General features: G+C 64.5%; 19 protein-coding genes and 1 pseudogene. 9 read left to right on the plus strand and 11 right to left on the minus strand.

From position 1 onward, the window contains the following. The 4 genes and pseudogenes from dctM to B2U07_RS05910 form a co-directional block, all read right to left on the minus strand. Positions 1-655: pseudogene (gene dctM / locus B2U07_RS05895) on the minus strand (C4-dicarboxylate TRAP transporter large permease protein DctM); the annotation flags it as partial. Beyond that, positions 655-1281, minus strand: a complete 627-nt coding sequence (locus B2U07_RS05900) for a TRAP transporter small permease (RefSeq protein ID WP_197855320.1) — start codon at positions 1279-1281, stop codon at positions 655-657. The pseudogene dctM and the gene B2U07_RS05900, both read right to left, overlap by 1 nt. A 150-nt stretch (positions 1282-1431) precedes the next feature. Further along, positions 1432-2451, minus strand: coding sequence for a TRAP transporter substrate-binding protein (locus tag B2U07_RS05905; protein ID WP_275545722.1), 1020 nt, complete (start codon positions 2449-2451; stop codon positions 1432-1434). A gap of 118 nt (positions 2452-2569) precedes the next feature. After that, positions 2570-3490 carry a LysR family transcriptional regulator gene (locus B2U07_RS05910; protein ID WP_041979976.1) on the minus strand — a complete coding sequence of 307 codons (921 nt, stop codon included), beginning with the start codon at positions 3488-3490 and terminating at the stop codon, positions 2570-2572. A gap of 168 nt (positions 3491-3658) precedes the next feature. On the opposite strand from B2U07_RS05910, the gene B2U07_RS05915 reads away from it, so the two are divergent. Together B2U07_RS05915 and B2U07_RS05920 are read left to right on the plus strand one after the other, a co-directional pair. Continuing rightward, complete coding sequence (locus B2U07_RS05915) at positions 3659-4861, plus strand: CaiB/BaiF CoA transferase family protein (protein ID WP_275545723.1); 1203 nt, start codon at positions 3659-3661, stop codon at positions 4859-4861. Between the two features lie 100 nt (positions 4862-4961). Next, the gene (locus B2U07_RS05920) at positions 4962-5897 is read left to right on the plus strand and encodes a hydroxymethylglutaryl-CoA lyase (RefSeq protein ID WP_275545724.1); all 936 of its coding nucleotides are present in this window, start codon (positions 4962-4964) and stop codon (positions 5895-5897) included. A gap of 189 nt (positions 5898-6086) precedes the next feature. Here B2U07_RS05920 and B2U07_RS05925 read toward each other — a convergent pair whose 3' ends face one another. From B2U07_RS05925 to B2U07_RS05950, 6 genes are all read right to left on the minus strand, one after another. Then, positions 6087-7082: a TRAP transporter substrate-binding protein gene (locus B2U07_RS05925; protein ID WP_275545725.1), complete on the minus strand. Its 996-nt coding sequence runs from the start codon at positions 7080-7082 to the stop codon at positions 6087-6089. A gap of 74 nt (positions 7083-7156) precedes the next feature. After that, complete coding sequence (locus B2U07_RS05930) at positions 7157-7984, minus strand: HpcH/HpaI aldolase/citrate lyase family protein (protein WP_275545726.1); 828 nt, start codon at positions 7982-7984, stop codon at positions 7157-7159. Next, entirely contained in the window at positions 7984-9183 is a 1200-nt protein-coding gene (locus B2U07_RS05935) for a CaiB/BaiF CoA transferase family protein (RefSeq protein ID WP_275545727.1), read from the minus strand. Before B2U07_RS05935 ends, B2U07_RS05930 begins: the two co-directional genes overlap by 1 nt. A gap of 138 nt (positions 9184-9321) precedes the next feature. Continuing rightward, positions 9322-10677, minus strand: coding sequence for an MmgE/PrpD family protein (locus B2U07_RS05940; RefSeq protein WP_275545728.1), 1356 nt, complete (start codon positions 10675-10677; stop codon positions 9322-9324). A 10-nt stretch (positions 10678-10687) separates the two neighbouring features. Beyond that, positions 10688-11851: an acyl-CoA dehydrogenase family protein gene (locus tag B2U07_RS05945; protein WP_275545729.1), complete on the minus strand. Its 1164-nt coding sequence runs from the start codon at positions 11849-11851 to the stop codon at positions 10688-10690. 81 nt (positions 11852-11932) lie between these two features. Beyond that, complete coding sequence (locus B2U07_RS05950) at positions 11933-12760, minus strand: FAS1-like dehydratase domain-containing protein (protein ID WP_275545730.1); 828 nt, start codon at positions 12758-12760, stop codon at positions 11933-11935. Positions 12761-12973: 213 nt separating this feature from the next. Here B2U07_RS05950 and B2U07_RS05955 point away from each other — a divergent pair, with 213 nt between their 5' ends. Beyond that, complete coding sequence (locus B2U07_RS05955) at positions 12974-13861, plus strand: LysR substrate-binding domain-containing protein (protein ID WP_115291076.1); 888 nt, start codon at positions 12974-12976, stop codon at positions 13859-13861. Between the two features lie 237 nt (positions 13862-14098). Continuing rightward, positions 14099-14659, plus strand: a complete 561-nt coding sequence (locus B2U07_RS05960) for a nucleoside deaminase (RefSeq protein ID WP_275545731.1) — start codon at positions 14099-14101, stop codon at positions 14657-14659. Positions 14660-14732: 73 nt separating this feature from the next. Here B2U07_RS05960 and B2U07_RS05965 read toward each other — a convergent pair whose 3' ends face one another. Next, positions 14733-16286, minus strand: coding sequence for a sigma-54-dependent transcriptional regulator (locus B2U07_RS05965; RefSeq protein ID WP_275545732.1), 1554 nt, complete (start codon positions 16284-16286; stop codon positions 14733-14735). Positions 16287-16542: 256 nt separating this feature from the next. On the opposite strand from B2U07_RS05965, the gene phhA reads away from it, so the two are divergent. From phhA to ggpS, 5 genes are all read left to right on the plus strand, one after another. Then, positions 16543-17328 (plus strand): phenylalanine 4-monooxygenase, encoded by a 786-nt coding sequence (gene phhA / locus B2U07_RS05970; RefSeq protein WP_275545733.1) that lies wholly within the window; start codon positions 16543-16545, stop codon positions 17326-17328. 140 nt (positions 17329-17468) lie between these two features. Next, the gene (locus B2U07_RS05975; RefSeq protein ID WP_024308976.1) at positions 17469-17822 is read left to right on the plus strand and encodes a 4a-hydroxytetrahydrobiopterin dehydratase; all 354 of its coding nucleotides are present in this window, start codon (positions 17469-17471) and stop codon (positions 17820-17822) included. Beyond that, positions 17819-19018: an amino acid aminotransferase gene (locus B2U07_RS05980; RefSeq protein ID WP_275545734.1), complete on the plus strand. Its 1200-nt coding sequence runs from the start codon at positions 17819-17821 to the stop codon at positions 19016-19018. The genes B2U07_RS05975 and B2U07_RS05980 overlap by 4 nt, the downstream gene beginning before the upstream one ends. A 233-nt stretch (positions 19019-19251) precedes the next feature. Beyond that, entirely contained in the window at positions 19252-20514 is a 1263-nt protein-coding gene (locus B2U07_RS05985) for an MFS transporter (RefSeq protein WP_197855305.1), read from the plus strand. Between the two features lie 116 nt (positions 20515-20630). Next, positions 20631-22889: a glucosylglycerol-phosphate synthase gene (gene ggpS, locus B2U07_RS05990; protein ID WP_275545735.1), complete on the plus strand. Its 2259-nt coding sequence runs from the start codon at positions 20631-20633 to the stop codon at positions 22887-22889. Positions 22890-23045 lie beyond the last annotated feature (156 nt).

Genomic DNA, 23045 nt, shown 5'->3' on the forward strand with positions numbered 1-23045 from the left:
CCCAGAAGGCCTCGCGGGCGGAGCGCAGCCACTCGCGGAAGCTGGCGCGCGGCAGGGCCGGCAGCTTCTTGATGCGCGCGACGATGTAGATCGCGATCATCAATGCCAGGCCGAGCATCACACCGGGAATCACACCGGCCATGAACAGCTTGCCCACCGACTGCTCGGTAGCGGCGGCGTACACCACCATCACGATCGACGGCGGAATCAGAATGCCCAGGGTGCCGGCGTTACACACGATGCCGGCGCCGAACGCCTGCGGGTAGCCGGAGCGCACCATACCGGCGATGGCGATCGAGCCCACTGCCGCTACGGTAGCGGGCGAGGAGCCGGACAGCGCGGCGAACAGCATGCACGCCAGTACCGCACCGATGGCCAGACCGCCACGGATGTGGCCGACGCAGGCGTTGGCGAAGTCGATCAGGCGACGCGCCACGCCACCGGTGGTCATGAAGGCACCGGACAGCAAGAAGAACGGGATCGCCAGCAGGGTGTAGTGCTCGGAGGTCTCGAACAGCTTGATCGCCAGCGAGCGCACCGAGTCGGGGCTGAACAGCATGATGGTGATCGAGCCGGCCAGGCCGAGCGACGCGGCGATCGGCACGCCGATGAACATCAGCAGGAACAGCAGCAGGAAGAGGAACAGCACGGTCATTATTTGGCCTCCTCGTGCTCGTTGATTTTCAGCGCATCGGCGGCTTCGTCAGCCAGGCCGAGGCCGGTCTGCTCGTTGCGCAGGATACGCACGAGGATTTCCAGGAAACGGATGAACACCATGGCGTAGCCGAACGGCACGATCATGCCGATATGCCATTGCTGGATGCCGTAGTGGCCCAGGTCTTCGGCGCCGATGCCGGCGATGAACAGGGTGCGGACCCAGTCGAAGCTGCCGACGGCGATCAGGCCGGCGTAGCCCAGGCAGCACAGGCAGGCGATCACGCCGATGACGCGCTGCACGCCGCGCGGAGCGAGTTTGACCAGGGCGTCGACGCCGATGTGGCCGGCGGTGCGCACGCCGTAGGCCAGGCCGAAGAAGATCAGCCAGCCGAACAGGGCCTTGGTCAGGGCGTTGCTCCAGGTCATCGCCTGGGCAAGGTCGAGAATGAAGTCGCCGATAGCGAGCAGAGCCTCGTTACCGCCGAAGAAGTCACCCAGCCAATAGAACAGGGTGTAGAAGTTGTTGAGGATCACGTAGACGAAAGTGATCAGCGTCATGGCCGCCAGGAGAAAGGCAATGAAGCCTTCCTCGAAGTGCTCCCAGACGCGCCGCAAGGCGTTCATGGCATCTCCGCGAAGTTCTTGTGATTGTCAGGAGTCGGACGAATCTAACCGAGCCAGGACCAGCGCGATATTCGTCATTGGCAAACGCCGTCTTAGGCGACGGCGAATGAAAGACCGCCCCGGGTGCGTGGGCCCGAGGCGGTCATGGGCTCATTGCTGATTGGCGGCTTGCGCAGCCTCGATCACATCAGTGCCGATCTCGGCCTCGAACTTCTTCCACGCTGGGCGCACGGCGTCACGCCAGGCGGCGCGCTGCTCGGGCGTGAGGGTGATGATCTCGCTCTTGCCGGTATCGAGAATCGCCTGGCGCGCTTCGGCGTTCAGCGCTTCGGCCTGCTTGTTCACCTCGACGGTCACCTCGTCGACGATCTGTTCCAGCTCGCTACGGATGTCCGCCGGCAGGCCGTTCCAGAACTGGGTATTGGTGATCAGCAGGTAGTTGCCGATGGCATGGTTGGACTCGGTCATGTACTTCTGCACCTCGAAGTACTTCTGCGAGTAGATGTTCGACCAGGGGTTGTCCTGGGCGTTGACCACGCCGGTCTGCAGGCCCTGGTAAATCTCGGCGAAGCTCATCTTGCGCGGTACCGCACGCAGGGCGCTGTACTGCGCGGCCTGCAGATCGGACGGCTGCACGCGGAATTTCTGCCCACGGGCGTCGCTTGGCTCGACCAGCGGCTTGTTGGCTGTGAGCTGGCGCATGCCGTTGAGCCAGTAGGCCAGGCCGGTGATGCCCTTGCTCTCCATCGACTTGAGCAGTGCCTTGCCCTTTTCCGAGGACTGGAAACGCTGCGCGGCGGCCACGTCATCGAACAGGAACATCATGTCGAACAGCTGCAGCTGCTTGGTGTACTGCTCCAGCTTGGACGGTGCCGGCGCCAGCATCTGCACTTCGTTGAGCAGCAGGGCTTCCATTTCCTTGCCATCGCCATACAGCGAAGAATTGGCATAGACGTCGACCTTGACCTTGCCGGCCAGGCGCTCCTCCACCAGTTTCTTGAACATCAGCGCGCCCTGGCCCTTCGGCGTGCTATCAGCGGTGATATGGGAAAACTTGATCAGGATCGGGGCGGTCGGCTGCGACTCGGCTGCGTGTGCCGAGAGTGCGCCAAGCAGTGCGCAACCGGCGAGCACACCGGCTAGGCCACGACGGACGAAAGAAAACTTCATGGAAGGCTCCTGTTGTTTTTGTCTGAGCGTCGAGGGAGAAACCCCTTCGATTGGCCCGGACTCTACTCCGCCGCCCCCCCGGCTGAAATTCACATTTGAACAACCGAGCCTTCGGCATTCACGAAGGCAGTGCTGAATATCCCTCTGTCGCGCCACTGTTTCGCAGGTGATCGAGCATCTGCTTCGCGGTCAGCGAAAGGTTGTCCTGATTACGTACCGCCACCTTGAGCTCACGCCGAGCCCAGGGATCGTGCAGCGGGATCACCCGCACATCGAGCGCCGGCAGGTAGGTACGCACTGCCAGATCCGGCAACACGCCAACACCCATGCCGGTATGGATCATCCGGCAAATGGCCTCGAAGCTGCGTACCTGAATGCGCAGGCGCAAGGCCACGCCCTGGCTGTGCGCCGAGTGCTGCAGCAGGCTATGCAGGGAAGCGTCCTGCTGCAGGCCGATGAAATCGAAGCCCACCGCCTCGCGCAGGAACAGGCCGTCGCGTTCGGCCAGGGGATGCTCGCGCGGGGTGACCAGCACCAACTGATCGTGACGGTAGGTGAAAACCTGCAGATCCTCGGCCGGCACATGCCCGGCGAAGATGCCGATATCGGTCAGCCCCTCGCGCACGGCGCGGATGGTCTCGCTGCTGACCCGCTCTTCCAGGTCGATCTTCACCTGCGGGTGCAGGCGACTGAAGCTGGCCAGGTCCTCGGGCAGAAATTCGATCACCGCCGAGGTGTTGGCGTGAATGCGCACATGGCCCTTGACCCCTTCACTGAACTCACTGAGGTCGGCGTTGAGCTGTTCGAGGTTGTCCATCATGTTGCGCGCGTGGTGCAGCAATGCATGGCCGGCCGGAGTCAGTTCGACGCCCTTGGGCTGGCGATAGAGCAGCGCGATGCCGAGCTGGTTTTCCAGGTCGCTGACGCGCTTGCTCACCGCCGCCAGGGCCAAGTGCTCGCGCTCGGCAGCGCGGGTCAGGCTGCGCTCATCGGCGATGGCGACGAACAGCTTGAGGGTGACGAAATCGATGCGGCGCATAAAGGTCTCCATTTCGTGCCTGGCGAAGCGAAGCCGCCAGAAAGCTGATTTACAGCATGCCACTTCGCAATACGCGAAGCCTAGCTTGGCCATTGAGCAATTGTCGGCACCGCGCCGCTGCGCCATTCTGCGCACCACGAGAAACGCACAGGCAAATCAGGTGCAGCCATGACTCAACACAACACCAGCAACATGGCCCTGCAGGGGCTCAAGGTGATCGAGATGGGCCAGCTCATCGCCGGTCCCTTCGCCAGCAAGCTGCTCGGCGAATTCGGCGCCGACGTGATCAAGATCGAGCCGCCGGGCGTCGGCGACCCGCTGCGCAAATGGCGCAAGATCAAGGACGGCACCTCGCTCTGGTGGCACGTGCAGTCACGCAACAAGCGCTCGCTGACCCTCGACCTGAAACAGGCCGAAGCCCAGGACATCGTGCGTAAGCTGGTGGCCGAGGCCGACGTGCTGGTGGAGAACTTCCGCCCCGGCACGCTGGAAGGCTGGGGCCTGGGTTATGAGGCACTGAAGGCGATCAACCCGCGCCTGATCATGCTGCGCATCTCCGGCTATGGGCAGACCGGCCCCTACCGCGACCTGCCCGGTTTCGGCGTGATTGGCGAAGCCATGGGCGGCCTGCGCCACCTCTCCGGCTACCCCGGCCAGGCGCCGGTGCGCGTCGGTATCAGCATCGGCGATTCGCTGTCCTCGCTGTACGGCGTGATCGGCGTGCTGCTGGCCCTGCAGGAGCGGGCGCGCAGCGGCGAAGGCCAGGAGATCGACGTGGCGCTGTACGAGTCGGTGTTCGCCATGATGGAAAGCCTGATCCCCGAATACGACGCCTTCGGCTACGTTCGCGAGCCAGCCGGCAGCGCCCTGCCCGGTATCACGCCGTCCAACTCCTACCCGTGCAACGATGGCAGCTACGTGCTGATCGCCGGCAATGGCGACAGCATTTACAAGCGCCTGATGAGCCTGATTGGTCGCGAGGACCTGGGTAACGACCCGCGCCTGGCGCAGAACGACGGACGCAGCCAGCACGCCGAACTGATCGACGGCGCCATCGCCGAGTGGACTGCCCAGCGCAGCCGCGATGAGGTGATCGAAGCACTCAAGGGCGCGCGCGTGCCGGCCGGCTATCCCTACACCGCCGCCGACATCGTGCAGGACCCGCACTACCTGGCGCGGCAGATGATCGAGCAGGTGCAGACCAGCGTCGGCCCGCTCAAGGTGCCAGGCGTACTACCCAAGCTCAGCCGCACACCGGGCCGTATCGGCACCGGCGGCCCGCAGCTCGGAGAGCACAACGACGACATCCTCGAAGGCCTCGGCCTGAGCGCGGAACAGGTCGCAGGGCTGCGCGAGCGCGGGATTATTTAAAAGCAGCTGCAAGCTTCAAGCGGCAAGCCTCAAGCAAGCGGCTTCGGGCCTTTACTTGTAGCTTGAAGCTTGCGGCTTGCAGCTCCTCCTGAGGATTACCATGAGCAAACGCCTTTATATCCAGGACGTCGCCACCCGCGACGGCTTCCAGATCGAAGCTTCCTTCGTACCCACCGAAGACAAGATCACCCTGATCGACCGCCTGTCCCACACCGGCCTGGCCAAGATCGAGGTCACCTCCTTCACCTCGCCCAAGGCCATCCCCAACCTGCGCGATGCCGAGGAAGTGATGCGCGGTATCCAGCGCGTGCCAGGCGTCGAATACACCGTGCTGGTGCCCAACGTGAAGGGCTGCGAGCGCGCGCTGTCCTGCGAGGTGGACGAGATCAACCTGGTGATGTCGGCCAGCGACACCCACGGCCTGGCCAACCTGCGCATGACCCCGGAGCAATCGTTGGCGCAGTTCGCCGAGATCATCGAGGTCACCCGTGGCAGCGGCGTATTTATCAACGCCTCGCTGTCAACCACCTTCGGCTGCCCCTTCGAGGGCGAGGTACCCGAGGCCCGCGTGCATGAGCTGACCGAGCGCCTGCTGGCAATCGGCGTGCAGGGCGTGACCTTGTGCGACACCACCGGCATGGCTGATCCGGCGCAGGTCGAGCGCATCTGCCGCGAGTCACTGCGGCGCTGGCCGGAAGCGGTGTTCACCGCGCATTTTCACAACACCCGCGGCATGGGCCTGGCCAATGCCCTGGCGGCGCTGAATGCCGGCATCGATCGCTTCGACGCCTCCCTCGGCGGTCTTGGCGGCTGCCCTTACGCGCCGGGCGCCAGCGGCAATATCTGCACCGAGGACCTGGTGCATATGTTCCAGCGCATGGGTTTGGAGACGGGGGTGAACCTCGACGCCCTGCTCGAAACAGCCGCCACCCTGCCCGGCCTGATCGGCCACGACGTACCCGGCGCCATCCTCAAGGCCGGCAAATCCGATCGCCGCTATCCCAAGCCGAAGTGGATGCAGGAAGCCGGGCTCTAAGGCTCGGCTACCAAATCGCGGCTAAAGCCCCTCCCACAGGATGACGCGGTTCTGAGGGAGGGCGTGCGGCTTTAGCCATATCCCCATCGCCTACCCAAAAGGCTACGCCCTTCCAATGTTGTGGGAGGGGCTTTAGCCGCGACAAAAAACCCGGTGCAAGCACCGGGCTTTTTCGTTTGCAGCACAACATCACTGCTGGTTGGACTTCTCCGCCGCCTGGATCAGCTGGGCGCCGATCTCCTGCTCGAATTTCTTCCACACCGGGCGCATGGCCTCACGCCATTCGGCGCGCTGCTGCGGGGTCAGCTCGATGATCTCGGTGGTACCGGCCTTGGCGATGTCCTGCTTGGCCTTGCGGTTCAAGTCATCAGCTTGCTTGTTCACCTCGACGGATACCTCGGCCATGATGGTTTCCAGTTCGCTGCGCACGTCATCCGGCAGGCCCTTCCAGAACTTGGTGTTGGTGATCACCATGTAGTCGATCAGGCCGTGATCGGACTCGGTCATGTACTTCTGCACCTCGTGCACCTTCTGGCTGTAGTAGTTCGACCAGGTGTTCTCGGTGCCGTTGACCACGCCGGTCTGCAACCCCTGATAGACCTCGGCGAAGCTCATCTTGCGCGGGTTGGCGCGTACCGCCTTGAACTGTTCCTCGAGTACGGCAGAGGCCTGCACACGGAATTTCAGACCACGGGCGTCGGACGGTTCGCGCAGCGGCTTGTTGGCCGACATCACCTTCAAGCCGTTGTGCCAGTAGGCCAGGCCAGTGATGTTCTTGTCCTCCATGGAGGTCAGCAGGCCGCGCCCCTCTGGGCTGGCCTGGAAGCGATCGACCGCCTCCATGTTGTCGAACAGAAATGGCAGGTCGAAGATCTGCACCGGTTTGGCGTACTGCTCGAACTTGGCCAGCGACGGCGCCAGCATCTGCACCTCGCCTAACAGCAGTGCCTCCATTTCCTTGCCATCACCGAACAGCGAGGAGTTGGGGTAGACATCGACCTTGACCCGCCCAGGAAGGCGCTCCTCGGCCAGTTTCTTGAACAACAGCGCGCCCTGTCCCTTGGGCGTGTTGTCCGCCACCACATGGGCGAACTTGATGAGGATGGGCTCATCGGCCGCCTGTGCCAGGCCGGCACAGGAGAGGATGGCGGCGCAGGCCAGCGCCTTGGCGGTGAGTTTGAACATGACGTTACCTCATTGTTTTTGTAGGTCGGTACGTGGGACGAAATGGCCGGTGGCGCAATGCCGCCGGCCGGTATTCAGGCCGGGCTCTCGCCAGCGCGTTGCAGCAGTCGCTGGGCGCGGCCCAGCACCGGGGCGTCGACCATCTGGCCGTCGACCACGAAAACGCCTTCGCCGCTGCTGGCCGCCTTCATCACGCGGCGCGCCCAGGCCAATTCCTCCTCGGCCGGGAGCAACGCGCGATGGACGACCTCCACCTGTTTGGGGTGGATGCACAGCAAACCGTCGAAGCCCATGTCGCGGGCATCGCGCGCAGTGCGGGCGAGACCGTCGCGGTCTTCGATGGCGGGGAACACACTGTCCAGCGGCGCCGCCAGGCCTGCCGTGCGCGAATGCAGCAACAGGGCGTAACGAGCCTGATCGAGCATGCGGTCGGCCGCGGCGCTGCCGCTGCTGAGGCCCAGGTCCAGCCCGAGGTCGAGCGCGCCAAAGGACAGCCGCTCGACGCCCGAGGCCCGTGCGATGGACGGCAGCTCCAACAACCCCGCTGCGCTCTCGATGATCGGCCAAACCGGCTTGCCACAAGTGGCAACGCGGGCAACCTGAGCAGCGCACTCCACCTTGGGCAAGAGCACGCCGATGACTCCGGCATGGCGTGCGCACAGCTCGATATCGGCGCCATGGCCGGCATGCTCCGGCGCGTTGATGCGTACCAGCAGACGGGCCTCGGGGTTGGCCGTGAGAAAGGCATCGAGATGAGCACGAGCCTCGACCTTCAGGCTTTCCTGCACGGCGTCTTCCAGGTCGACGATCACCGCATCGGCGCCAACGGCAAGCGCCTTGGGAATGCGCTCCGGTCTACTGGCTGGTACGAACAGCGCGGTACGAATGATGGAATGGTTCATCACACGGCCCCCTGTTGATGCAGGCGTTGAATATCACCCGCGCCATAGCCCAGCTCGGCGAGCAGCCCATCGGTGTGCTGACCCAGCGCCGGAATGGCGTCCATACGCGGCTCGAAGGCGTTGTTGCGCCCTGGCGGTAACAGTGCCGGCAAGCTGCCGCTGGGGCTGTCGACCTGGCGCCAGCGCTGGCGTGCCTGAAGTTGCGGATGAGCCCAGACGCCGGCCATGTCGTTGACCTGGGCATTGGCGATCTGCGCCTGCTCCAGGCGCTCGATCACCTGCGCCGTGCTCATGCGCGAGAAGGCTTCGATGATCAGCGCACGCAGCTCACTGCGGTTTTCGGAGCGTTTGAAGTTGGCGGCAAAGCGCTCGTCACTGGCCAGTTCAGGCTGCTCCAGCACCTTGGCGCAGAACGCCTGCCACTCACGCTCGTTCTGCAGACCGAGCATTACCGTACCGCCGTCGCCAGCCGGGAACGGGCCGTATGGGTAGATGGTCGAGTGCGCAGCGCCTGCACGCGGCGGCGGCGTGGCGCCGTCGTAGGCGTAGTACAACGGGTAACCCATCCACTCCACCAGGCTTTCCAGCATCGACACATCGACGCGACTGCCGACACCGGTCTTGCCGCGCAGCATCAGCGCTGACAGCACGCCGGTGTAGGCGTACATACCGGCAGCGATATCGGCGATGGAGCAGCCGGCCTTGGCCATCTCCTCCTCGCCCGGTCCACCGGTAACGGAGAGAAAGCCACCCTCGCTCTGGATCAGCAGGTCATAGGCCTTCTTCTGCTCGTACGGGCCGCCCTCGCCATAGCCGGAAATGTCGCAGACGATCAGTTGCGGGAAGCGTTCGCGCAGCGCTTCGAACGAAAGGCCCATGCGCGCAGCGGCGCCCGGCGCCAGGTTCTGCACCAGCACGTCGGCCTTGGCCAGCAGGCTGTCGAGCACCTGCGTCGCATCATCCTGCTTGAGGTCGAGGGTCAGGCTTTCCTTGGAGCGGTTGGTCCAGACGAAATGCGAGGCCAGGCCATCGACGCGCTCGTCATAACCGCGGGCAAAGTCGCCACTGCCGGGGCGCTCGACCTTGATCACCCGCGCGCCGAGGTCGGCAAGCTGACGGGTGCAGAACGGCGCAGCGATGGCATGTTCCAGGCTGACCACGGTGATGCCATCCAGTGGCCGGGGGTTGCTGTGAATCATGTCGAAAACCTCATTTACCCAAACGCAAGAGCATCCTTGTAGGAGCGGCGGGCGGCGTACCGCTTTATCCGCGAAAGCAATGCGTCAGGCGCTACAGTTGCGTGGGGTTGGCTTACGTCTTCGCGGATAAATCCGCTCCTACAGAGTCAGGTGGCTCAGGTCATCGGTTTCGCGCAGGCGCCAGACCCGCTCGATCAGCACACCCGCATCGTCGCTGCTGCGCTTGCCGGCGAAGGCCAACAGGCGACGGAACTTGTCTTCCAGCTCGGCGCGACTGAGGGTGTTGCCGGGATCGCCCTTGGGCTCGTCGATGGCGCCATGCAGGGTGCGACCGTCGACCGTGACGACCTCGACCCGGCCCAGCCAGCGAGCCGGATAGGCACCATCGACCTCGGGTTCGAGACGCATGCTGACCTTGTCGCGGAAGGCCGCGACGTCGGCATCGGTCAACGACAGGTTGGCGAATTCGGTGAGCTGCGCCTTGCCATGCACGGCGATCAGACCCAGCACCGTGCCCATGGAGAACTTGGCCTGGTGCACGGTCTGCGGCACCACTACGCGGCCAAGCACGTCGATGGCGCCCTGGTGCACATGAGTGACGACCTGAGCGATATCGCCATGACGCAGGCCTTCACGCTGCATCAGGTCGAGCAGCGCATCGGCAGCCGGATGCGTATGCCGGCAGGAGGCGTGGAACTTGAACGAGGTTTCCACCAGCGCCCAGCGGCTGCCGAGACGGTCGGACAACGCGGCTGGATTGGCGTCGCTGGACATGCCCGCAGCCATGCCCTGCTCGCCTTCGAGAATGTTCTGCGCGCCGGTCAGGCCTTGCGCGGTGAAGTAGGCGGCTAGCAAGCCATCAGCCGCTGCCTTGGCGGTGTGCAACTGCTTGGAGTCGGCGGCGTCACGCAGGAACTCCCAGAGCCCGGCAGCCTGGGTGCCGGCGTTGCCGAGCAGATGCACGAACTGCTGTTTGTCGAAGTTCAGCAGCTTGCCCACGGCCACCGCAGCGGCCAGGGTGCCCACCGTCGCCGTGGTGTGGAAGATGCGGTAATGCGAGCGACCGAGGAATTCGCCGATGCGAATGCCCGCCTCGTAGCCGGCCACCGAGGCTAGCAGCAGCTCGCGACCGGACTTGCCGAGATCCTGCGCCGCTGCCAGGGCCGCCGGGAAGACCACCGTGGCCGGGTGCAGCACCGAGCTGTTGTGCAGGTCGTCTTGCTCCACCAGGTGCGACGACGCGCCGTTGACCAGCGCGGCGAAATACGCCGAGGTGCCGCGGCCATTGACCAGGATGCGCGCCGGGCCATCGGCCGGGCCCATCTTCTGCGCATAGGCCTCGAATAGCGGGATCGGCCGCGCGCCTTCACTAGCCAGAGCCGAACCGAGCCAGTCGAGGAACAGGTCTTCGGTGCGATTCAGTACGTGCTCGGGAATCTGCTCGTAGGACAGTTCCGCGAGGAACGCAGCCAGTTGTTGAGTGTGCTTGCTCATGGTCGCGGCCTCAGAAGGAACGGGGCAGTTCGAGCAAATGCTCGGCCACGTAGCTCAGGATCAGGTTGGTGGAGATCGGTGCCACCTGGTACAGGCGGGTCTCGCGGAACTTGCGCTCGACGTCGTATTCGTTGGCGAAGCCGAAGCCACCGTGGGTCTGCAGGCAAGCGTTGGCCGCCTCCCAACTGGCCTTGGCCGCAAGGTACTTGGCCATGTTCGCCGCCGCTCCGGCGTTGCGCCCGGCGTCGTATTCCTCGCAGGCGCGCCAGCGCATCAGGTCGGCGGCCTCGATCTCGATATGCGCCTCGGCGATGGGGAACTGCACGCCCTGGTTCTGGCCGATGGGCCGGCCGAACACTACGCGATCGCGGGCGTACTGCGCGGACTTCTCGATAAACCAGCGACCGTCGCCGATACACTCGGCAGCGATCAGCGTGCGCTCGGCATTGAGGCCATCGAGGATGTAGCGGAACCCCTTGCCTTCTTCGCCGATCAGGCTGCTGGCGGGGATTTCCAGGTTGTCGAAGAACAGCTCGTTGGTTTCGTGGTTGACCATGTTGGCGATCGGCTGCACGGTCAGGCCGTTTCCGATGGCCTCGCGCAGGTCGACCAGGAAGATCGACATGCCTTCGGACTTGCGCTGCACCTCGGCCAGCGGCGTGGTGCGCGCCAGCAGGATCATCAAGTCAGAGTGCTGAACGCGGGAGATCCACACCTTCTGCCCGTTGATCACGTACTTGTCGCCCTGGCGCACGGCGGTGGTCTTGATCTTGGTGGTGTCGGTGCCGGTGGTCGGCTCGGTGACGCCCATCGATTGCAGGCGCAGTTCGCCGCTGGCCAGCTTGGGCAGGTAATAGCGCTTCTGCTCCTCGCTGCCGTTACGCAGCAGGGTGAACATGTTGTACATCTGCCCGTGGATGGTGCCGGAGTTGCCGCCGCAGTGGTTGACCTCCTCGAGGATCACCGAGGCCTCGGCCAGGCCCAGACCCGAGCCGCCGTACTCTTCCGGGATCATCGCAGACAGCCAGCCGGCCTCGGTCATGGCCGAGACGAAGGCCTCCGGAAAGCCCTGTTCCTCATCGATCTTGCGCCAGTATTCGGCGGGGAATTCCGCACAGAGCGCGCGCACGCCTTCGCGGATGGCGTTGAGTTCTTCGTTGTTATAAGCGTTCATCGGTGTTCCTCGATTCAGGCATTGCCGTAGCCCGGATGCAATCCGGGGAGCGATTTCCCGGATTGCATCCGGGCTACAAAGTCAGTCGAACTGCACCTCGGCGCGTTGCGCCAGGCCGGCTTCGTTGCCTGCCCAGAGTTCGGCATGGCCGTCCCCGTCGATGCGCCCGCCCACCTCGAACGGCTGTGGCGCGATCAGCGGGCGCAGGCCGCGGTAGGCGAAGCGGCGCACGCGCACCTGCGGGTTGGCGCGGCAGAAGGCACGCAGGTTCAGGGTGGCGATCAATGGGCCGTGTACCACCAGGCCGCTGTAACCCTCGGTCTCGGTGACATAGGGCCAGTCGTAATGGATTCGGTGGCCGTTGAAGGTCGCTGCGCTGTAGCGAAACAGCAGCGTGCTGGACGGTGTGACTGCCTCACGCCAGTCGCCGGCAACCAGCGGCTCGCCACTGCTGGTCTTGGGCGGGCTGGGCTCGCGGTAGACGATGTCTTGCTCTTCGCGGATGGCCAGTTGGCCGTCCTGCAGGTAGTCGTGCTGCACCGTGACGAACAGCAGTGCGCCGGTGCGTCCGTGCTTTTCCTCGATGTGCTTGATGGTCGATACCCGGCTGGCTTCGCCGCCCACGCGCAGCGGCTGGATGAACTCGACACGGCCCCCGGCCCACATGCGGTTGCGGTTGTCCGCCGGCGGCAGGAAGCCCCCACGCGCTGGATGGCCGTCCTCGCCAAGACCATTCTCGGCGACCGGTTCCTGAAAGAACGCCCAGTGCCACAGCGGCGGCAACGCCTCGCCATGGGCCGGCGTGGCTTCGCCGAAGGTGGCGGCGATGCGCTTGACCAGATTGCGGCTGAGTTGGTCGTGGACTTCTTCGCTACGACCGATCCAGGCGGAAAAAGCAGAATCACTCATGGGGCAGGTTCCAGCTCGGTTCTTGTGTGAGCTGGAGCATGCGATGCTGCACGCGTTCAGAGAATCCGCATTTATTTAAACCAGCGTTTGGTTATGCTGAACGCCATATTTCTATCTGGGAGGGGCTTTAGCCGCGATGTTTTCCGGGGAAGCCAGGGCGTCGCGGCTGAAGCGGATCGCCGCCCGGCCCCTCCCACAGAAGCAGAGGAACCCATGCATTTCGATCTGCCCGACCTGCGCCTGTTCATCCATATTGCCGAGTCGCCCAGCCTGACCCAGGGCGCGCGCAAAGCGTTTCTCTCGCCGGCCGCTGCCAGTGCGCGGATCAAGGCACTGGAAAGCCAGCTCGGTAGCCGTCTGCTGTACCGCGATAGCCGCGGTGTCGAGCTGACCCCGGCCGGCCAGCGCCTGTTGCAGCACGCGCGGCTGATCATGCGCCAGGTCGATTACCTGAAGAGCGAATTCACCGAATACGGCACCGATGCCGCCGGGCATATCCGCATCTTCGCCAACACCACGGCTGTGACCGAATTTCTCCCCGAGGTGCTGGCCGGCTTTCTCGCCGAACGCCCGGGCGTCACCGTCGACCTGCAGGAGCGCCTCAGCCGCGACATCGTTCGTGGCGTGCTGGATGGCGCGGCGGATCTGGGCATCATCGCCGGTCCGGTGCAGGCGCCGGGGCTGCAGGTGCTGCACTTCAGCACCGACCGCCTGGTGCTGGCCGTCCCTCTGGGCCATGCGCTGGCACAGCGGCAATCGGTGAGTTTCAACGACACCCTTGCCTACCAACATATCGGCCTGCACGAGGGCAGCACCCTGCTGAGTTTCTTGCGCGAACAGGTGGAAAAGCTCGGCGGCAGCCTGGCGCTGCGCATTCAGGTATCGAGCTTCGAGGCGATCTGCCGGATGATCGAAGGCGGCGTCGGTATCGGCATCATTCCCGAGTCGGCCGCACGTCGGCACAGCCGCACCATGCAGCTGGCGATCCTGCAACTGGACGAAGCCTGGGCGGTGCGCGAGCGCAGCATGCTGGTGCGCGAGCTGGATGCGTTGCCGGGGAGCGTGCGGGCGCTGATCGACAGGCTGAATCAGGGCGTCTAGGCGAGGCTCGGCGAGAGGGAAGCCGGGGACAAAAAAAGGGCGACCAATTGGTCGCCCGCCCATTCAAGGCATTCCCCGAGAGGAATGCGGAAACGCTTGCACCCATATCACGCAGGATGATCGGGACGTGCTCAGTGTCGCCGCGCAGCCCCACCCTGCCTATTGCACCAAGGTCGTAGGGCACCGGACCAATGGCAGGCCATACTCCGGCAACACTTCGCCGGCCCTGGAGACGCCATGAACCCCGAGCATCTGGCCCTGTTGCAACAGGCGCCCGCCAGCGCTCATGTCGATGACACCTGGGCCAGGCTGTGCTGCGAACAGGCGCTGCTGGCAATCGAGGATGGCTGCTACGCGGTCGGTGCCTTACTGGTGGATGAGGCAGGTGAATTGCTGTGCAGCGGGCGAAACCAGGTGTTCGCCTCGGCCTACGCCAGCGCCGCCCACGCCGAGATGCAGGTGCTCGACCAGCTCGAAAACGAACATGCGCAGGTCGACCGCCGAGGTCTGACCCTCTACGTCAGCCTCGAACCCTGCCTGATGTGCTATGGCCGTATCCTGCTGGCCGGCATCACCCGCGTGCGCTATCTGGCGCGCGACCGCGACGGCGGCTTCGCCCTGCGCCACGACCGCCTGCCAGCGGCCTGGGCCAATCTTGCCTCCGGGGTTTGCGTGGTGCAGGCCAAGGCCGATCCCTACTGGCTCGACCTGGCCGAGCGGATGATCGACCGCCTGCAGGACCGCCGCGCAATGCGCGAGCGCGTGGTAGCGGCCTGGCGCGGCGGTCAGGTGAGCTAGACGCGTGGCCTAGGGTGCGCCGTGCGCACCGAAAAACTGCGGGCATCAGCCAAGGCCAGCGGCGCACCTACGCCTACTCCTTGCCCAACCCATGCTGCCGCAGCTTGTTGGCGATGGTGGTATGGGAAACGCCGAGACGCTTGCCCAGTTGGCGGCTGCTCGGGTGGTCGCGGAACAGGCGCTCCAGCACCGCTTTCTCGAAACGGCCGAGGATATCGTCGAGGCTGCCGTCGACGGAGAATTCACCGAGCGGCTGCGGCGCGCCGTAGTCCGGCAGACGAATGTGCTCGGCCTTCACCGTGCCGCCATCGCATAGCGAGACCGCCTGGAACAGCACGTTCTCCAGCTGCCGCACGTTGCCCGGCCAGTGGTAATGGGCCATGCGCTCGAAGGCCTGTGGCGCCAGCTTCGGCAGCGCACAACCGATCTGCCGGCTGGCGGAATCGAGAAAGTGCTCGACCAGCGGCTCCAACCCGTCGAGGCATTCGCGCAGTGGCGGAATGTGCAGGCTGAGCACGTTGAGGCGGTGATAGAGATCCTGACGAAACTCGCCGCGGGCGCAGAGCTCGGAAAGATCGACCTGGGTGGCGCAGATCACCCGCACGTCCAGATACACCTCCTCGTCGCTGCCGACACGGCGAAAGCAGCCGTCCTGTAGAAAGCGCAGCAGCTTGGCCTGCAGGCGCGGGCTCATCTCGCCGACGCCATCGAGAAACAAGGTGCCGCCCGCAGTCAGTTCCAGCAGCCCGAGCTTGCCTTCCGGGCGCGCGCCCTCGAAGGCGCCGGGGCCGTAGCCGAACAGCTCGGTCTCGGCCATGGACTCGGGCAGGCCGGCGCAGTTGAGCGCCATGAACGGCGACTGCCCGCGCGGGCTGGCCAGGTGGCAGGCGCGCGCCAGCAGCTCCTTGCCGGTGCCGGTTTCGCCCTCGATCAGCAGCGGTGCATCCAATGGCGCCATGCGCCGCGCCTCCTTGACCACTGCCGCCATCACCTTCGAGCTCTGGAAGATCGAGTCGAAGCCACGCAGCTCCTGCTTGCGCACATGGTAGATACGCTCACCAACGCGGTCGGCGCGATGCAGGGTCAGCACCGCGCCGGCCAGTGCCTCGCTGTCGTCGTGCTCATTCTGCAGCGGCGCGATATCGGCGAGAAACACATCGCCCTTGATCTTCACCCGCAAGCCGTTGATCCGCGTCTTGTTGGCGCGCACCAGTTCGGGCAAATCGAAATCCTCGGCGTAGCGCGACAAGGCCATGCCCGGTACCTCGTCCACACGCACGCCGAGCAACTGCGCTGCGCTGCGGTTGGCCGCGACGATGCTGCCGCCCATGTCGATGGACAGCACCGGGAAATCCAGCGCACCGAGCAGCGCATTAAGCTCCAGATGGCGCCGCTCGCTGGGCATCAGTCCGACACGCTTGACGCCGAATACGCCGGCAATGGCCTCGAACTTTGGTCTGAGCGACTGGAACTGCAGGTTGATCAGATTCGGGCAGTGCAGGTAGATGGCGTTGCCCTGCTCGCCCCCGACTTCGCCACGGGCGACGTTGATGCCGTAGTCGACCAGCAGGTTGAGGATGTCACGCAGGATGCCGACACGGTTCTGGCAGTGGACCTTGATACGCATGGCTCGGTCTCTTGGTTTTCTTGTTATAGGGCCACCCGGAAAAGTCGACTGAGCGGCGTAATTTTCGTCAAGAATATGTGACACCTCAGCATAACGGCAAGGCGATAACTGGCCGCTTCGGCCGAATCGTAATCCAAACTTTACAGTTTTCCTTTCAGCTACTGCGCAGGTGCGCGCTTAGGGCCTGCCGTCGATCACGCGGGCGGGGTAAATCTGTGTCCAAGACAAGAACAACAGCCCCCTGAAGGAGGCAGCGATGAAGAGTACGCAATACCTGGCCCGGGAACCGGACGACAGCGGCTTTATCCTTTACCCGGAAAGCGAGCATCAGGTGTGGAATACCCTGATCACCCGTCAGCTGGAGGTGATCCAGAACCGCGCCTGCCAGAAATATCTGGACGGTATCGAGCAACTCGGCTTGCCCATGGAGCGCATTCCGCAGCTCGGTGAGATCAACCGTGTGCTCGAATCCACCACCGGCTGGCGCGTGGCGCGGGTGCCGGCGCTGATCCCCTTCCAGACCTTCTTCGAGCTGCTGGCCAGCAAGCAGTTTCCCGTCGCCACCTTCATTCGCACGCCCGAGGAGCTGGATTACCTGCAGGAGCCGGACATATTCCACGAGATCTTCGGCCATTGCCCGATGCTGACCAACCCCTGGTTCGCCAAATTCACTCACACCTACGGCAAGCTCGGTCTCAAGGCGAGCAAGGAAGAGCGCGTCTACCTGGCGCGGCTGTACTGGCTGACCATCGAGTTCGGCCTGCTCGACACACCGGCCGGCCGGCGCATCTATGGCGGCGGCATCCTCTCCTCGCCGAAGGAAACCCTTTACGCCCTGTCCGACGTGCCCGAGCACCAGCCCTTCGACGCACTGGACGCAATGCGCACGCCGTATCGCATCGATATCCTGCAACCAGTGTACTTCGTCCTACCCGAGCTCAAGCGCCTGTTCGAGCTGGCTCACGAAGACATCATGGCGCTGGTGCACAAGGCCATGCAGATGGGCCTGCATGCACCGAAATTTCCGCCGAAAGCCGCGTAGCCCTTCAACTCCCCTCGCCCATTTATGGGAGAGGGGTCGGGGGAGAGGGCAAATGGTTCACGCTATCTTCCCTTTGACCATTGCGGTGGAAAACGCTTCGCGGTTTTCCACCCTACGAAAATCTATTCAGGAGAACCCCCATGAGTCTTGCCCAAGCCCAATGCGAAGCCTGCCGCGCCGATGCGCCGAAAGTGTCCGATGAAGAACTGGCCGAGCTGATCCGCGAGATCCCCGACTGGAACATCGAGGTGCGTGGCGATCATATGGAGTTGGAGCGCGTGTACCTGTTCAAGAACTTCCGCCATGCCCTGGCCTTTACCAATGCCGTTGGCGCCATCGCCGAAGAGGTTGGCCACCATCCGGCACTGCTCACCGAATGGGGCAAGGTCACCGTCACCTGGTGGAGCCACGAAATGCGCGGCCTGCACCGCAACGACTTCATCATGGCCGCGCGCACCGACGTGCTCGCCGCCAGCGCCGAGGGCCGCAAGTGAGTCACTTCGACCAGGTCGCCCGCGTACCGGGCGACCCCATCCTCAGCCTGATGGAAGCCTATCGCCTGGACAGCAACCCGGCGCGCCTGGACCTTGGCGTCGGCGTGTACAAGGACGCCCAGGGCCTGACGCCGATTCCGCGCGCGGTGAAACTGGCCGAGCAGCGCCTGATCGACCTCGAACAGACCAAGACCTATGTCGGTGGCCATGGCGACGCGGCGTTCGGCGAGCGCCTGAGCCAGCTCGTGCTGGGGGCCAACTCGCCGCTGCTGGCCGAGCAGCGCGCCGCTGCCACACAAACACCCGGTGGTACCGGTGCGCTGCGCCTGGTGGGCGATTTCATCCGCCACTGCCTGCCGGGACGCGGCATCTGGCTGAGCGATCCGACCTGGCCGATCCATGAAACCCTGTTCGCCGAAGCCGGGCTCAAGGTCGGCCACTATCCCTACGTCGGCGCCGACAACCGCCTCGACGTGGAAGCGATGATCGCGGCACTGGCCCACCTGCCCAAGGGCGACGTGGTGCTGCTGCATGCCTGCTGCCACAACCCCACCGGCTTCGATCTCACCCCGCGCGACTTCAAGCGCGTGCTGGAAGTGGTCAAAGCGCGCGAACTGCTGCCGCTGATCGACTTCGCCTACCAGGGCTTTGGCGACGGCCTGGAGGAGGATGCCTGGGCCGTGCGCCTGTTCGCCGCCGAACTGCCGGAGCTGTTGATCACCAGCTCCTGCTCGAAGAACTTCGGCCTTTATCGCGAGCGCACCGGCGCCCTGATCGTCTGCGCCGGCAACGCCGAGAAACTCATCGACATCCGCAGCCAGCTGGCCTCCATCGCCCGCAACCTGTGGTCGACCCCGCCCGCCCATGGCGCTGCAGTGGTGGCGCAGATCCTCGGCGACGACGAGCTGAAAGGCCTCTGGCTGGACGAACTGGAAAGTATGCGTCTGCGCGTGGCCAGCCTGCGCCGTGGCCTGGTCGAAGCACTTGCGCCGCACGGGCTGAACGAGCGTTTCGCGCATATCGCCGAACAGCGCGGCATGTTCTCCTACACCGGGCTGTCGCCGCTGCAGGTGCAACGCCTGCGCGAGGAGTTCAGCGTGTACATGGTCGGCAGCGGCCGCGCCAACGTCGCCGGGCTGGATGGCAACCGGCTGGATCAACTGGCTGCAGCCATTGCCCGAGTCTGCGTGAACTGAAACAGGCAGGCGGCGGGCCTTTATCACCTGCCGCCTGTCCTCTTCCCGGCTATGGTGCGGCCTTCGCGTGGCAAGCGAGGCACCATGATCGGGCAATTTTTACCGCAGAAAAATTGACCCACCGTTTATCATTAAAAATAACACTTTAAAATCAATTACTTACAAGCGAAACGCAAATATCATGGCGTGCTTCGTGCTTGCCATGAGGGGCACAGTTCCCTAGGGTAGTTCGCATGTGGTCTCTCATTGCCCCTATCAGTTCACTGCTGAGCGGGGTCGCGTTACTCCTGCTTGGCAATGGTCTGCTCAACACCCTACTGACCCTGCGTGGCGTCGCCGAAGGCTACTCCACCACGATGCTCGGCCTGATAATGTCCGGGTACTTCGTCGGGTTCCTCCTCGGCACCTGGCTGGCGACGCCGCTGGTCAGGCGCATCGGGCACATTCGCGCGTTCGCCTGTTGCGCCGCCCTGGCCGCCATCGCTGCCCTGCTCCATTTGCTGTTGATCGATCCCTGGGTCTGGCTGCTGTTACGCGTGCTCTATGGCCTGGGGCTGGTGACGCTGTACATGGTCATCGAGAGCTGGCTCAACGCCCAGGCACCCAACGAGAAACGCGGCCAGGTATTCGCCGTGTACATGGCGGTCAACCTCGGCGCCCTGGCGCTGGCACAGCAACTGCTGCATCTGGCCGACCCGGTGCAATTCACCCTGTTCGCCATCGCCGCCATCTTGATCAGCGCCGCGCTGATGCCCATCACGCTCACCCGCCAGGCACAACCGACACTGCCCGAGTCGCCGCCGACCAACCTGCGCCAACTGTGGCGGATCGCCCCGCTGGCGATCATCGCCGCTGGCCTGTCAGGCCTGGCGATGGGTGGCTTCTGGGGAATGGCGCCGGTCTATGCCAGCCTTGCCGGCTTCGATACGTCCGGAGTCGGCCTGCTGATGACCGCCACCATTCTCGGCGGCGCGCTGCTGCAATGGCCCATCGGCATCTATTCGGATCGCCGCGACCGGCGCCAGGTGCTGCTCTGGGTGGTGGTGCTGGCGGTCGTCCTTGCGCTGATCATGAGCCTGCTGCCGGCAGGGCCCCTGCTACTCGGCGCGATCTTCATCTGGGGCGGCCTGGCCTTCGCCATCTACCCTATCGCCGTAGCGCAGCTGATCGACCAGTTGCACGCAGACGAGATTCTCTCCGGCTCCGCCAGCCTGCTGATGGTCAATGGCATCGGCTCGGTGTGCGGGCCGTTGCTGGCCGGCGTGTTGATGGAACAACTGGGCGCCAGCGCGCTGCCGCTGTACTTCGCCAGCACCCTCGGCCTGCTGGCTGCCTACACCTTTTACCGGCTGCGCCATGTCAGCGATTTGGTCAGCGGCGACGCCGCGCATTTCGTGCCGATGCTACGCACCAGCCCCACGGTGCTGGAGCTGATGCCCGATGCGCCAGCGCAAGACCAAGAAGCCACGGAGGAACCTTTCCCCCACGCCTCCTGAACACCTAAGGATGGCTGTTTCGGCAAGGCCCCGAGCCTACCCCAAGCAGCCAGAACCCGGCCGGTCGGCCGCCCGTCATCGACGCGCACCGCATTGGCCACTTCTGGAGAAACACGATGCTATTAGCCACCGACCTGGATGGAACCTTTCTCGCCGGCGATCCCGAAGACCGCCTGAGCCTCTACCAGACCATCGCCGCCCACCCCGAGATCAAGCTCGCCTACGTCACCGGGCGCAGCCTGGAAGCGGTGCTGCCGCTGCTGGCCGACCCGACGCTGCCGCAGCCGGACTATATCGTCGCCGACGTCGGCGCGACCCTGGTGCATGGCGACAGCCTGCAACCGATCCAGCCGCTGCAGAGCGTGGTCGATGCACGCTGGCCTGGCGAAACCCAGGTGGCCAGCGCCATCGAGCCGTTCGGCCTGGAGCGCCAGGACGTGCCGCAGGCACGCCGCTGCTCCTACTTCTGCACGCCTGAGCAGGCGGCAAACCCGGCGCTAGGCGAGATCGCCGATGAACTGGGCTGCGACCTGCTTTACTCCGCCGAGCTGTACCTGGATTTTTTGCCCAAAGGCGTGAACAAGGGCAGCAGCCTGCAGGCCCTGGCCGACTGGCTGGAGCTGGACCATGATCAGGTGCTGGCGGCCGGCGATACGCTCAATGATTTGTCCATGCTCAGCGCCAACTTCCACGGCGTGTGCGTCGGCCAGTCGGAAGCTGCGCTGCTGGAAGCCACGCGCAGCCATTCGCGCACCCTGCACGCCGTCCGCCCAGGCTGCGGCGGGATTCTCGAGGCCTTCGCCCATTTCGGTTTTCTCGGCGAGCACGGCATCGCTGCCGAACGGCGCCAGGCCGCCCAGCCGGGCAAGGCCGAGCTGGTGATGGTCTACCATCGCCTGCCTTATGAGGAATACCGAGGCGCCGATGGCAAGTTGCAGCGCCGCCGTCCCACCTCGCCCAACGGCATCATCCCCACCCTGCTCAGCTTCTTCGGTGACGGCCAGCCCGGCTCCTGGGTCGCCTGGGCCGTGCACGAGGACGGCGACGAGCCGTTCGACAGCCACACCACGGTGGACGCCGAGCGCTATCCCAAGCTCACCGCCGCGCGGGTCAAGCTGAGCAAGGAGGATGTGGACATCTTCTACAAGCGCTTCTCCAAGGAAGCCTTCTGGCCCACCCTGCACACCTTCTGGGAGCGCGCCACCTTCAACGAAGACGACTGGCTGGTGTTCCTAAAGGTCAACCGCGCCTTCGCCGAACGCACCGCGCTGGAAGCCGCCGAGGGCGCCATCGTCTGGTTGCACGACTACAACCTGTGGATGGTGCCGGCCTACCTGCGCGAGCTGCGCCCGGATCTTCGCATCGCCTTCTTCCACCACACCTACTTCCCCTCGGCCGACGTGTTCAATGTGCTGCCCTGGCGCCGGCAGATCATTGGCAGCCTGCTGCAATGCGACTACATCGGTTTCCATATCCCGCGTCAGGTGGAGAACTTCGTCGACGTCGCCCGCGGTGTGTTCCCACTCAAGACCCTGGAACGGCAGAGCTGCGCCCCGCGCTTCATCACCTATGGTTGCGCCGTGGGCCTGGAGCGCATGACCACGGCGCTGGATACCGGTACACGCCAGGTCAAGCTCGGCGCACACCCGGTAGGCCTCGACATCGACCGCGTGCGCAACGCATTGGAGGCACCGAAGATCAAGGAACTGATGGGCCAGCTGCGCGAAGAGATGAAGGGCGTGAAGCTGATTCTCGCGGTCGAGCGCCTCGATTACACCAAAGGCATTCTGGAAAAGCTCAACGCCTATGAGCGCCTGCTCGACGACAACCCCGAGCTGCTCGGCAAGGTCACCCTGGTCACCGTGTGCGTGCCGGCAGCACGCGAAATGACGGTATACGACGAGCTGCAGACGCAAATCGAACAGGCCGTGGGGCGCATCAACGGACGCTTCGCCCGCGTCGGCTGGACACCGCTGCAGTTCTTCTTCCGCAGCCTGCCGTTCGAGGAAGTCAGCGCCTGGTACGCCATGGCCGACGTCATGTGGATCACCCCACTGCGTGACGGCCTCAACCTGGTGGCCAAGGAGTTCGTCGCCGCGCAAGGCCTGCTGGGCGGGCGCGGTGTACTGGTGCTGTCGGAGTTCGCCGGTGCAGCGGCTGAGCTCAAGGGCGCGTTGCTGACCAATCCGCACGACCCGGCCGACCTGGCGCAGACCTGCTACCTGGCGCTGAACCTGCCCAAGAGCGAGGCCCAGGCGCGTCTGCGCGAGCTGTTCGATATCGTTTGCTTCAACGACATCCGCCGTTGGGGCGAGGACTTCCTCGCCGGCGTGCAGGTAGAGGAAGAGCGCGAACCGCTGACGCTGGTGGGCTGAAAAACAGCGTTCGCGGCTGAAGCCGCTCCTACAGACTAATAGTTGGGTAGGAGCGGCTTCAGCCGCGAAGCCACCCGATCCCACTTTTCACCGAACTACATCCGCGCCAGCCCGTAGGGCGGGTGAAACCCGCCACCATCTCTGGCGGGTTGCACC

The organism is Pseudomonas sp. UBA7530, from assembly GCF_002479365.1.
Lineage (GTDB): Bacteria > Pseudomonadota > Gammaproteobacteria > Pseudomonadales > Pseudomonadaceae > Aquipseudomonas.